11 protein-coding genes and 1 tRNA gene are annotated in these 12,733 nt (G+C 63.4%); all 12 read right to left on the reverse strand.

Going from position 1 to position 12,733, the window contains the following annotated elements:
- Window position 1 precedes the first annotated feature (1 nt).
- Entirely contained in the window at window positions 2-373 is a 372-nt protein-coding gene (gene rpsL / locus ACOOGG_RS09135) for a 30S ribosomal protein S12 (RefSeq protein ID WP_419924645.1), read from the reverse strand.
- Window positions 374-439: 66 nt separating this feature from the next.
- Window positions 440-4,372, reverse strand: coding sequence for a DNA-directed RNA polymerase subunit beta' (locus ACOOGG_RS09140; protein ID WP_420434461.1), 3,933 nt, complete (start codon window positions 4,370-4,372; stop codon window positions 440-442).
- Window positions 4,373-7,957, reverse strand: a complete 3,585-nt coding sequence (locus ACOOGG_RS09145) for a DNA-directed RNA polymerase subunit beta (protein ID WP_420434463.1) — start codon at window positions 7,955-7,957, stop codon at window positions 4,373-4,375.
- A 208-nt stretch (window positions 7,958-8,165) separates the two neighbouring features.
- Window positions 8,166-8,558, reverse strand: coding sequence for a 50S ribosomal protein L7/L12 (gene rplL / locus ACOOGG_RS09150; protein WP_420434465.1), 393 nt, complete (start codon window positions 8,556-8,558; stop codon window positions 8,166-8,168).
- Between the two features lie 68 nt (window positions 8,559-8,626).
- On the reverse strand, window positions 8,627-9,208 hold the full coding sequence (rplJ, locus tag ACOOGG_RS09155) for a 50S ribosomal protein L10 (RefSeq protein WP_420434467.1): 582 nt from the start codon (window positions 9,206-9,208) through the stop codon (window positions 8,627-8,629).
- Between the two features lie 177 nt (window positions 9,209-9,385).
- Window positions 9,386-10,087 (reverse strand): 50S ribosomal protein L1, encoded by a 702-nt coding sequence (gene rplA / locus ACOOGG_RS09160; protein WP_420434469.1) that lies wholly within the window; start codon window positions 10,085-10,087, stop codon window positions 9,386-9,388.
- 85 nt (window positions 10,088-10,172) lie between these two features.
- On the reverse strand, window positions 10,173-10,598 hold the full coding sequence (gene rplK / locus ACOOGG_RS09165) for a 50S ribosomal protein L11 (protein WP_420434471.1): 426 nt from the start codon (window positions 10,596-10,598) through the stop codon (window positions 10,173-10,175).
- Window positions 10,599-10,627: 29 nt separating this feature from the next.
- Entirely contained in the window at window positions 10,628-11,440 is an 813-nt protein-coding gene (gene nusG / locus ACOOGG_RS09170) for a transcription termination/antitermination protein NusG (RefSeq protein ID WP_420434473.1), read from the reverse strand.
- 23 nt (window positions 11,441-11,463) lie between these two features.
- On the reverse strand, window positions 11,464-11,769 hold the full coding sequence (gene secE, locus ACOOGG_RS09175) for a preprotein translocase subunit SecE (protein WP_420434475.1): 306 nt from the start codon (window positions 11,767-11,769) through the stop codon (window positions 11,464-11,466).
- 45 nt (window positions 11,770-11,814) lie between these two features.
- Window positions 11,815-11,887, reverse strand: a tRNA-Trp gene (locus tag ACOOGG_RS09180).
- A gap of 72 nt (window positions 11,888-11,959) precedes the next feature.
- Window positions 11,960-12,145 carry a hypothetical protein gene (locus tag ACOOGG_RS09185; protein ID WP_420434477.1) on the reverse strand — a complete coding sequence of 62 codons (186 nt, stop codon included), beginning with the start codon at window positions 12,143-12,145 and terminating at the stop codon, window positions 11,960-11,962.
- Entirely contained in the window at window positions 12,142-12,717 is a 576-nt protein-coding gene (locus tag ACOOGG_RS09190) for an RNA polymerase sigma factor (RefSeq protein ID WP_420434479.1), read from the reverse strand. The genes ACOOGG_RS09185 and ACOOGG_RS09190 overlap by 4 nt, the downstream gene beginning before the upstream one ends.
- Window positions 12,718-12,733 lie beyond the last annotated feature (16 nt).

A 12,733-nucleotide genomic window follows, 5' to 3' on the forward strand; every position in this document is an offset into this window, starting at 1 on the left:
GCTAGCCTTCCTTCTTGGCGCCGTAGCGGCTGCGAGCTTGGCGCCGCTCGGCCACGCCCGAAGTGTCAAGCGTGCCGCGGATGATCTTGTAACGCACCCCTGGCAGATCTCGAACCCGACCACCGCGCACCAGGACGATGGAGTGCTCTTGGAGGTTGTGCCCTTCTCCGGGAATATAGGCGGTGACCTCCATGCCACTGGTCAAGCGGACGCGGGCCACTCTTCGCAGGGCCGAGTTCGGCTTTTTCGGAGTGGTGGTGTAAACCCGGGTGCACACACCCCGTCGCTGGGGCGCGCCCTTCAAAGCCGGCGTCTTCTCCTTGCGGAATTTGGACTGGCGACCCTTGCGCACCAGCTGCTGAATCGTGGGCACAGCACTTCCTAGGGCTGATTGAAACAAGATTGAGAGCGCAGCAAATACCATGCTCCGGTGATCAGTCTACGTCCCTATCGTTCCCATCGGCAACACGTCGGCCTCCTCGGTGTCGGTCGGTGAGTCCCACTGGGCGAATTGATCTGCCAGGTCAACGTCGTCGTCGGTGGAGGTGTAGTACTCCATCGGCGTGTAGTCGGGGGCATGGGTGGCAATCTCCCGATACAACTCCATGCCGGTCCCGGCTGGAATCAGCTTGCCGATGATGATGTTCTCCTTCAAACCGATGAGCCCGTCATGGCGGGACTCGATGGCTGCTTCGGTGAGCACCCGGGTGGTTTCCTGGAACGACGCCGCCGACAGCCAGGAGTCGGTGGCCAAGGAGGCCTTGGTAATGCCCATGAGCTCGGGCCGGCCTTCGGCTGGACGCTTGCCTTCTTGAGCAAGCGAGCGATTCACGTTGGTGAACACCTGGGAATCCACCCGCTCGCCGGGCAGGAAGTCGGAGTCTCCTGGCTCCTGAATGGCCACCCGGCGGGTCATCTGGCGCACGATCAGCTCGATGTGCTTGTCGTGGATGGACACGCCCTGGTCTCGGTAAACCCGCTGGACCTCGTCCACCAGGTATTGCTGGGTTTCTCGCACGCCTCGGATCTCTAGGAGCTCCTTGGGGTCGCGAGGCCCATCGGCTTGGGCCACCGGATCGCCGGCGGCCACCTCTTGGCCTTCGACCACGGCCAGCTTCCACGCCGGGTCGATGACAGTGGACCACTCGGAACCGTCGTCGCCCACCACAGACAGTCGGCTGACCTTGCCGTCCTCCTCGTCGATGCGGACCACACCGGAAATCCGGGTCAATTCGGCCTTGCCCTTGGGGGTGCGGGCTTCGAACAGCTCTACCACCCGGGGCAGGCCGCCGGCGATGTCCTTGCCGGCCACACCACCGGTGTGGAAGGTGCGCATGGTGAGCTGCGTGCCTGGCTCGCCGATGGACTGGGCGGCGATGACGCCGACAGCCTCGCCCACCTCGATGGACTGACCGGTGGCCAGGGAGAGCCCGTAAGAAGCCCGGCTGATGCCCACCTCGGAGTCGTCGGTGAGGGGGGACAGCACGCGTGCTCGGGTCACCGTCGGGTCATCGCGCAACAGGGCTAGCTCATCGTCGCCGACGATGGTGCCCCGCTTCAGCACAGTGCCGTCGCCCAGGGCCACGTCGTCGCCCAAGGTGCGGCTGAAGAGACGGGTTTCCAGATAAGCGCGCTTGCCCGGCTCATCGGGCACGATGTCTTCGATCCAGATACCCCGAACTGGCCCTCCGGACTCGAACGGATCCCGGTCGTTGATGATGACCTCTTGGGCCACGTCCACCAGGCGACGCGTGAGATAGCCGGAGTCCGCTGTGCGCAGGGCGGTGTCCACCAAACCCTTGCGGGCACCGGGAGTGGCGATGAAGTACTCCAGCATCGCCAGGCCCTCGCGGAAGTTGCTCTTGATAGGACGGGGAATCATGTCGCCTCGGGGGTTGGCCACGAGGCCCCGCATGCCCGCGATCTGACGGACCTGCATCATGTTCCCCCTCGCGCCGGAGCCGACCATCATGTCGATGGGGTTGAACTTCTCAGACTTGAGCACCGCCTCCATGCGTTGGCGCACCATCTCGGTGGCTTCCGTCCAAATCTCGACCTCTTTCTGGCGGCGCTCACCGTCGGTGATGATCCCCCGCCGGAACTGGTTCTCTACCTTGTCGGCTTCCTTCTCGTATCGGTCAAGAATGTTCTGTTTGTCGTGGGGGACTTTGATGTCATCCACCGACACAGTGAGCCCGGATTGGCTGGCGAACTCGAAGGTCAGGTTCTTCAGAGCGTCGAGGCTGCGAGCCACTACCTCTTTGGTGTACTGCTGGGCCAACCGGTCGACGATCGCGGTTATGTCCCGCTTGGTGGCCACATGGTTCACATACGGGAAGTCGTCGGGGAGGGTGCTGTTGAAGAACACTCGCCCCACCGTGGTTGGGGTGTAGGTGGCCGCATCGCCGTTGGCCGGGGTGTCCACCAGCTGCGGGCTGCGGTACTCAATGCGGGCGTGCAGTTCGACCTCGCCGGATTCGTAGGCCCGCTCGATCTGGTGCTGATGGCGGAAAATCCGTCCCTCGCCGCGAGCGCCCTCCACCTCCTCGGTGAGGTAGTAGGCCCCGATGATCATGTCTTGGCCGGGAGTGACCAAAGGCCGACCGTGAGCGGGGCTCAGCACGTTGTTGGCCGACAGCATCAGCACCCGGGCCTCGGCTTGGGCCTGGGCCGACAGCGGCAAGTGGACCGCCATCTGGTCGCCGTCGAAGTCGGCGTTGAATGCGGTGCACACCAGCGGGTGGATCTGGATGGCTTTGCCCTCCACTAGCACCGGCTCAAAGGCCTGGATGCCCAAACGGTGCAGCGTAGGGGCCCGGTTCAACAGCACAGGGTGTTCTTGGATGACCTCGTCGAGCACGTCCCAAACCTGGGGGCGGCGGCGCTCGACCATCCGCTTGGCTGACTTGATGTTCTGGGCCAAGTCTTCTTCCACCAGCTTCTTCATGACAAAGGGCTTGAACAGCTCCAAAGCCATCAGCTTGGGCAAGCCGCACTGATGCAGTTTGAGGGTGGGGCCGACCACGATGACCGAGCGGCCGGAGTAGTCGACTCGCTTGCCCAACAGGTTCTGGCGGAATCGGCCCTGTTTGCCCTTGAGCATGTCGGAAAGCGACTTGAGGGGGCGGTTGCCCGGACCGGTCACCGGTCGTCCCCGGCGACCGTTGTCGAACAGGGCGTCCACGGCCTCTTGGAGCATGCGCTTTTCGTTGTTGACGATGATCTCGGGCGCGCCCAGATCGAGGAGCCGCTTAAGGCGGTTGTTGCGGTTGATGACCCGGCGGTAGAGGTCGTTCAGGTCAGAGGTCGCGAATCGGCCGCCATCCAACTGCACCATGGGGCGCAGCTCCGGGGGGATGACCGGAACGGCGTCCAGGATCATGGCCCGGGGGTCGTTGACGCGCCGGCCGTGCTGATCGCGGCGATTGAAGGCCGACACGATCTTCAGCCGCTTGATGGCCTTCTGCTCGCGCTGCTGGGAGAGCTTCTTTTGGCCCTCGGGGGGGTCGAGCTGCTCGCGGAGCTTGCGCTCCTCCTCGTCGAGGTCGACGCTATCGATGAGCGTGGCAATGACTGCCGCGCCCATGCCCCCGGAGAACAGATCGCCGTAACGCTCCTCCATCTCCCGCCACAGTTCCTCGTCCTCAATGATCTTGCGGGGGAACAGGCTGGAGAACTCCTCGAAAGCTCGTTCGACCAGGTCGATCTCCTCTTCGTATTCCTCGTCGAGGGCGAGCAGATCTTTTTCGGCCGCCTTCTGCCGGGAGTTCTTCTCCGAATCCTTGGCCCCGGCAGCCTCCAGCTCGGCCAGCTCGGCCTCCAGCTCGGCCAGACGCTCGTTTCGACGCTCTTGGTGCTCTTCTTTGATGGCCTCCACCTCTTCGCGCATCTCCCGTTCGAGATCGGGAAGCTGTTGGTGGCGGTCATTCTCGTTCACCTCAGTGACCAGGTTGGCCGCGAAGTAGATGACCTTCTCGAGTTGCTTGGCCTTGAGCTCCTCCTTGGGCTCGGTGCCCATCAGCAGGTAGGCCAGCCACGACCTCGTACCCCGCAGATACCAGATATGCACGGCCGGGGCCGCAAGCTCGATGTGCCCCATACGATCTCGGCGCACCTTGGAGCGGGTCACCTCCACGCCACAGCGCTCGCAGATGATGCCCTTGAAGCGGATGCGCTTGTATTTGCCGCAGTAGCACTCCCAGTCCTTGGTGGGACCGAAGATCTTCTCGCAGAACAGCCCGTCCTTTTCCGGACGGAGCGTGCGGTAGTTGATGGTTTCGGGCTTCTTCACCTCGCCATTGGACCAAGTCCGAATGGAATCGGCAGTGGCCAGCCCGATTGAGAGCTGGTCGAAAGCGTTGACATCCAACATCTAGAAAGGCCTCCCTGCGACGCGGCGCTCGTCTTCATCATCGGATCCCCGTTCGGGGCGCGAAATATCGATGCCCAGCTCCTCGGAAGTGCGGAAGGCATCGTCGTCCAGTTCCGTGATCTCCACCTGCTGTCCCGCGGTGTCCCTGACTTCCACGTTCAGGCACAGAGCCTGCATCTCTTTGATGAGCACTTTGAAGCTCTCCGGGATGCCCGGCTCGGGGATGTTGTCGCCTTTGACAATGGCCTCGTAGACCCGCACTCGACCGAGCACATCATCAGACTTGATAGTGAGCAGTTCTTGGAGGCAATAGGCCGCGCCATAGGCCTCTAAGGCCCACACTTCCATCTCGCCGAAACGCTGGCCACCGAACTGGGCCTTGCCGCCCAGGGGCTGTTGGGTGATCATCGAGTACGGGCCGGTGGACCGGGCGTGGATCTTGTCGTCCACCAGATGGGCCAGCTTCAGTATGTACATGTAGCCGACCATGATCCGGTTGTCGTAGGGCTCGCCGGTGCGGCCGTTGTAGAGCTCGGCTTTGCCGTCGGCCCCGACAAGGCGCTCCCCGTCGATGGTTTCGGGCTTGATGTTTTCCAAGATCTGCTGGATGGTGGGGTGGTGCCCGGAGTGGCCGGCCTCGTCCCAATGGGCGCCATCGAACACCGGAGTCGCCACCAGGGCGGCAGCTCGTGTGGCGGGGCGGGTCTTGCGCCCGTCGCCTCGTTCGGGCTCGGTTCCCACTGCGCCGTTCACATCCCAGCCCCAGCGGGCCGCATAGCCCAAGTGGGCTTCCAGCACCTGGCCCACGTTCATGCGGGAGGGGACCCCCAGCGGGTTCAAGATGATGTCAACGGGGGTGCCGTCGGCCATGTAGGGCATGTCCTCCATCGGGAGGATCTTGGAGATGACCCCCTTGTTGCCGTGGCGGCCGGCCAGCTTGTCGCCGACGGAGATCTTCCGCTTCTGGGCCACGTACACCCGGACCAGCTGATTGACCCCCGGAGGGAGTTCGTCGCCGGCATAGCGGTTGAACTTCTTGACGTCGATGACTTTGCCGTTCTCGCCGTGGGGGACTTTGAGACTGGTGTCGCGCACCTCTCGGGCCTTCTCCCCGAAGATGGCTCGCAGAAGGCGCTCCTCTGGAGTCAGCTCTGTCTCTCCCTTCGGAGTGACCTTGCCCACCAGCACGTCGCCGGGGCCGACCTCGGCGCCGGGGAGGATGATGCCCTCCTCGTCGAGGTTGGCCAGGATCTCCTCTGACAAGTTCGGGATGTCCCGGGTGATCTCCTCCGGGCCGAGCTTGGTATCCCGGGCATCGATCTCGTGCTCGTGGATGTGGATGGAGGTGAGCACGTCGTCGCGCACCAGCCGATCGCTCAGGATGACGGCGTCTTCGAAGTTGTAGCCCTCCCAGGCCATGAACGCCACCAGCAAGTTCTTGCCCAGGGCAATCTCCCCGTTGTCGGTGGACGGTCCGTCGGCCAGGATGTCACCTTTGCGGAACCGGTCGCCCACCTGCACCAGGGGCTTCTGGTTGATGCAGGTGTCTTGGTTGGACCGCTCGAATTTCATGAGCTTGTACTTGGACGAGCCTGAGCTTTTGTAGTCGACCGTGATGCTCTCACCGGCGACATCGGTGATCGTGCCGTCCTCCTCGGCAATGATCATGTCGGCTGCATCCCGAGCGGCCTTGCCTTCGATGCCGGTTCCCACATACGGCGCCTCTGTCCGGATCAAGGGCACGGCCTGACGCTGCATGTTGGCCCCCATGAGAGCTCGGTTGGCGTCGTCGTGCTCGAGGAACGGGATGAGCGCGGTGGCCACGGAGACAATCTGCTTGGGGGAGACGTCCATGAGCTGGACCTCGTCGGGCGGCACCGAGGAGATCTCCGTGGTGGCCCCGAAGAACACCTCCTGCTCGAGCTGCGCCTGCAACCCTTTCATGGTGGCCGCCTGGGGGGAGCGCCGAACCAGAACCCGGTTGTTGACGAACCGATTCTGGTCGTCGAGGGGCGCGTTGGCCTGGGCCACCACGTACTCCTCCTCGTCGTCGGCGGCCAGCCAGACGATCTCATCGGTGACCTGGCCGTCGATCACCTTGCGGTAGGGGGACTCGATGAAACCGAACTCGTTGACCCTTCCATAGGAGGCCAGCGCGCCGATCAGCCCGATGTTGGGACCCTCAGGAGTCTCGATGGGGCACATCCGGCCGTAATGGGAGAAGTGGACGTCGCGTACTTCGAATCCGGCCCGTTCCCGGGACAGTCCGCCCGGACCCAGGGCCGACAGGCGGCGGCGGTGGGTGAGCCCCGACAGGGGGTTCACCTGATCCATGAACTGAGAGAGCTGGCTGGTGCCGAAGAACTCCTTGATGGCTGCGGCCACCGGCCGGTTGTTGATGAGGGACGTGGGAGTGATGGCTTCGACGTCTTGGGTGGTCATGCGCTCTCGCACCACCCGCTCCATGCGGGAGAGTCCGATGCGGACCTGGTTCTGGATCAGTTCGCCCACCGAGCGGATGCGGCGGTTGGCAAAGTGGTCTTGGTCGTCGAGGCGGTAGCCGGGCTCGAACTTGACCAGATGCAGAAGATATGTGCAGGTAGCCAGTACCTCAGCGGGAGAGAGCACCGGTTGGTCGGCCTCCGGGCGGTCCAGCGCCAGACCGAACAGCTCTTCGATGCGGTCTAGCTCGGGCCCCAGCTTGCGGTCGAGCTTGTAGCGGCCTACTCGGGACAGGTCATAGCGGCGGCTCTCGAAGAAGGCGTTGCGGAAGTAGTTCCGGGCCGCCTCCACCGATTGGGGCTCGCCGGGACGGGCCCGCTTGTAGATCTCCAGCAGGGCCTCGTCTTGAGTGGTGTGCTGGTGCTTGTCGCTCTCCCACTGGTCGGCCAAGAAGTCGAAGTGGGCCACGAACCGGTCAAGAAAGCCGGGTTCGTTTTCCTCGTCGTAGCCCAGGGCTCGCAGCAACGTGAACAGGCTCATGCGGCGCTTGCGGGCTACTCGGGCGCCAGCCGTGGGGTTGCGGCCCGGCTTGTGCTCGACGTCGAACTCGATCCACTCTCCCCGGTAGGGGTGGATGGTGCCGGTGACCAACTGGTGCTTGCTCAGATTGCGGAGCCGGAACCTCTCGCCGGGCTGGAAGATCACTCCCGGGGAGCGCACAAGCTGGGACACCACGACCCGCTCGGTTCCGTTCACGATGAACGTTCCCTTGTCGGTCATCACGGGAAAGTCGCCCAAGAACACGACTTGCTCGATGATCTCGCCAGTGAGGCGGTTTGAGAACCGGGCCTGCACCAGGATGGGCGCCGAGTAGGTCATGTCCTTCTCTTTGCATTCCTCCACCGAGGTGCCCCAGCGGGGGCCGGGGTTCAGGTCTTCATCGTCGGGATCAAACTCCAGTTCGAGCTGGAGGTTCTCCGAGAAGTCTTTGATGGGGCTGATGTCGCGGAAGGCATCGGCCAAGCCTTGGCGGATGAACCACTGGAAGGAGTCCTTCTGCACTGCGATGAGGTCGGGTAGAGCAAGCACCTCCTCCAGATTTCCGAAGGTGTAGCGGTCGCGGGTCGCCAAACGGGGGGCCAAGGTGAGCTCCTGAGATGGTGTGGTGGACGGGCAACGCCGGTAGGCTGCTCGGACCTCTAAACGTCAACGGGAGGGCGGAATCCCGAAAACGCGGCCGCGACAAAAGAGAAATCGTGGCCAGGGGGACAAGCGAGCACGTATCTAGGGATGATACGCGGCGCGGGCATGGTTTACAAACCATGCCCGGTTGGTTTGTGCCAGTAGAGCGCTATTTGAGCTCGACAGCTCCGCCAGCCGCCTCAATGAGCTCCTTGGCCTTGTCGGCGTCTTCTTTCGAGGCCTTCTCCAGGACCGGGTTGGGTGCGTTGTCCACCAGCTCTTTGGCGTCTTTGAGACCCAAGTTGGTGAGGGTGCGCACCTCTTTGATTACCTGGATCTTCTTCTCGCCCGCGCTGGTCAGGATCACGTCGAACTCGCTCTGCTCTTCAGCGGCGTCATCTCCGCCGCCGTCGGCGCCGGGTGCAGCCATCATCATGGGCATGGCCGCGGCGGGGGCCGCCGCCTCCACGTTGAAGCGTTCTTTGAACGCTTCTTTGAGCTCGGACAGTTCGAGCACGGTCATGGATCCGATGGAGTCCAGAACCTCGTCAACCTTGGACATGGCAGTTCCTCATTCCTTTGTCTGTGGTTTGTGGTTATCGATCACTTGCGCTGATGGCGTTGAGCGGATCATGCGGCAGCACCGCCCTTTTCGCTCAGCGACTCCAGCAGCCCGGCGGTCTCGACCAGCGGGGCATCGAGGAGGCCGGCCATCTCGACGAGCGGAGCTTCCAGCAACCCGGCCATCTCGGCCAAGGGGGCTTCCATCAGTCCGAGGATCTCGGCCAAGATCTCGGTTCGGGTCCCAAGCTTGGACAGGGCGCCCACATCGTCGGCTGAGAGCACCTGGCCGTCGAGCACGCCCCCCTTAATGGACAGGAATTGGGAATCCTCGCTGTACCGGCACAAGGCCTTGGCCAGCGACACGGCATCGCCAGGGGAGCCGTCCTCTCGGGTGCCCGTGAATGCCAAGGCGGTCGGGCCTACCAAGAACTCATCGAGATCCAGCTCCAGCTCTCGGGCGGCGAAGCGGGCCAGCGTGTTCTTGTACACCTTGTACTCGCCGCCAACCTCGCGAAGCTGGTGGCGGAGGTCGGCCAGGGCCGGCACGTCCAAGCCGCGGTAGTCGGTGATGACCACCGCCTCGGCCGTGGAGATGCGCTCGCGCACCTCGTCCACGACGGCCACTTTTTCGGGGCGGGGATTTTCCATGAGGTTGCCGAACCCTCCGTGAGAACCAGCAATGGGGCGCCGCCGACGTGCGAACGCCCCAAGAGTTTCGGGAGGGTTCACCTCGTCAGGCCTGCTTCAGCTGATTAAGCGGTGCTGGGCACTGCGCCTGATGTCTGCGGCAAATCGATAAATTGTAAGCCGAAAAAAGCTACCAGATCAGGTGCTGGCGCCCAAGTCGGCGGGATCCAGCCGCACGCCGGGTCCCATGGTGGAAGAGATGGTGACCTTGCGGATGTAGCGGCCTTTGAGGGCCGCGGGCTTGGCCCGGTTCAGCTCCTCCATGACCGCTCGGATGTTGGCCACCAAGGCATCGGCCTCAAAGCTGATCTTGCCCACCGGCACATGGATGTTCCCCTGGCGGTCGGTGCGGTACTCCACCTTTCCACCCTTGAACTCGCCCACTGCCTTGGCCACGTCATCGGTGACGGTGCCCGTTTTGGGGTTGGGCATGAGCCCTCGGGGGCCCAGGATCTTTCCGAGCTTGCCGACCACCGGCATCATGTCGGGGGTGGCGATGGCCACGTCAAAGTCCATGTTTCCCCCCTGTACCTGCTCGGCGAGATCGTCGCCGCCCACTAAGTCGGCACCGGCCTCGCTGGCTTGCGCGGCCGCCTCGCCCTGGGCGAACACCGCCACCCGAACGTCGGTGCCGGTGCCCGACGGCAGGCTGACCGTGCCCCGGATCATCTGGTCGGCTTTGCGGGGGTCGACTCCCAGCCGTGCCGCGAGCTCCAAAGTCTCGTCGAACTTCGCCGCGGTCAAGCTCTTTACCAGCTCAACACCCTCGTTGGCGGTGTGCGGATGCTGCTTGTCGTAACGCTGGGTGGCGTCGTTGTATCGCTTGCCATTGTTCGCCATGTCGGCTCCCTCGCTGTTGTAGGCCCGCCGGGCGAGGTCGTCCCGTCGGGCGGTTGGATATGACTGCTGTATTGCTATTGCTCGGCTATTCCACCCGGATGCCCATGCTGCGGGCGGTTCCGGCCACTTGCAGCTTGGCCTGCTCGAGGTCGTCGGTGTTGAGATCGGGCATCTTGATCTGGGCGATGTCCGCGCACTGGGCGTCGGTTATGGCACCGACAACCTCGCGGCCCGGTTCCGTGGATCCCTTCTCCAAACCGGCTGCTTCCCGAATGAGGAAGGAGGTGGGTGGAGTCTTGGTGATGAACGAGAACGTGCGGTCTTCGTAGATGGTGATTTCAACCGGGATGATCTGGCCCCGCTTGTCCTCGGTCTTGGCGTTGTAGTCCCGGCAGAAGTCCATGATGGCCACGCCGTGGGGGCCGAGCGCAGTGCCCACGGGGGGTGCCGGCGTGGCTTGCCCCGCGGGAATCTGGATCTTGATTGTGGTGGCTACCTTCTTTTGAGCCATGGCTGTGCCCCTTTTTGGCTAGGTCCTCTTTAGAGCTTGGCGACTTGGGAGAATTCGAGTTCGACGGGCGTTTCTCGGCCGAAGATGTTGACCAAGACCTTCACCTTGAGCTGGTCTTCGTTGATCTCGGCCACCTCGCCGGAGAAGTCTGCGAACGGGCCCTCTTTGACCCGGATGGTCTCGCCCACTTCGTACAGCAGGCGGGGCTTGGTGCGGCGGACGGTCTGCTCGCCGTCCTTTTTGACCTGGAGGAAGTTCTCCACGTCTTTGCGCTTGAGGGCCGATGGCTTGCTGCCCCTCTGGCCGTGGCCTACGAAACCGGTGACGCCCGGGGTATTGCGAATCACATCCCAGGAGATGTCGTTCATATTTGCTCGAACCAGCAAATAACCGGGGAACATCTTCTTCTTGGTGGTGACCTTCTTGCCGCCCTTGAACTCCACCACGTCTTCCATAGGGATGACCGTGTCATGGATGTGGCCCTCGGTGTCCATTGTCTTGCGGCGGGCCTCGATGTTCTGCTGGACCTTGTTCTCGTAGCCCGACTGGGTGTGGACCACGTACCACTTCCCAGGCATGTCGTAGGGGCTGATGGTCTCGGCTTCTTCTTCGGCCTTTTCATAGACCAACTCGTCGGCGTCGATGAGGTTGTCGGCTTCGTCCTCTGTGGCGGGATCGCCGGGCAGGGCTAGATCTTCGGCCTGGTCGGCATCGACGGGGCCGGGCTGGGCAACTGGCCCGGTGGGCAGCAGCGCTGCAGCGGCTTCCGCAGCATCGACAGCCTCGACGGCCTCGGGCTCGGCAACGACTGGGTCTGCATTTGCGGGGAAAAGGTCTGTCATCTCGCTCCCGTCTACCTCAGGGCTCATCGGTCGAACAACTTCAAGATGGCCTCGCTGAAGCCCCAGTCGAGCAGGCCGATGGCGGTAGTAAGCAGCACCAAGACCACCAGTACCACGATGGAGTAGTTGACAACCTCCTCGCGTCGAGGCCAAGACACCTTTCGGAGCTCGCCGCGTACCTCCCGCATGAACTGCGCGGGACCGACCCGCTCTTCACCGGGACGAGGCTGGTTCCGGGGCGGGCGGCGCTCGCGGACCGGGTCTCCTTGCTCATCGACGAAGCCCTGCCTTTTGGCCATCCTCTTTTGTTGTCTGTTCAGGTCGCTCATTAGGACTCCAGTGCACCCGGCACTGCGGAGACGGAATTGCTTACGCAGGGCAGGAGGGACTCGAACCCCCAACCGCCGGTTTTGGAGACCGGTGCTCTACCAATTGAGCCACTGCCCTTTGTCAGGGGTTGTCCAAGGCTACCGTGCCGAGGGCTGTAACCCGCAATGCAAAACTGCGGTCTGGGCTTCGCTATCGGCGGGTACGGCGGCGGAAAACGACGGTGAGCACGGCCAGGGCGGTCGCGGCCAGGAAGCGCCTGATGAGTTGTCGGCGGCGGTCGTACTGGTCGAGGCGGGCCATGACCTTCCATACAAGGGTGGGGGGCGCCTCGGCCGGGGCCCGGTGATCGAAAGACTGGGAAGCGTCATTGATCATGAGGCCTCCCCGTCTTGGATTGAGGACGGGCCATGGCCGGCGCCGAAATCGGGGGTGCGCTGCAACACGGTGCGAAGCCGCTGTCGGGCTCGATGGAGTCGGACCTTGGCCGCTGAGGTGGTGATGCCCAATTCGGCGGCGATCTCGTTGTGGGAAAGATCGTGCAGATCGCGCAGCACCACCACTTGGCGCAGACGCTCGGGCAGCGACCGGACTGCCCGGTCGATGTTGTGGCGCAGAACAGCCGCCTCAGCCCGCAGGCTCGGATCCTGCTCTGGACGGAGGTCGACGATGGGGGCGTCGCTGCTCAGCTCCTCGGTGCGCTGGCGGGTTCGGCGGCTCAGATGGGTCGAAGCGCAGTTGCTGGTGATTCGGTACATCCAGGTGGAGAAGCTGGAATCACCCCGGAAGCGGCGGATCGCCCGGTAGGCCCGGACGTAGGCATCTTGCACCACGTCTCCCGCGTCATCTCGGTTGCCGGTGAGTCGGTAGGCCAAGGCGAAGGTATCTCGGTAGGTGGACCGAACCAGTTCATTGAACGCGTCGCGGTCGCCACGGCGGGCGGCTTCCACCAGAGTGGCGTCTTCA

It is taken from the genome of Candidatus Poriferisocius sp., assembly GCF_965214065.1.
Lineage (GTDB): Bacteria > Actinomycetota > Acidimicrobiia > Acidimicrobiales > Bin134 > Poriferisocius.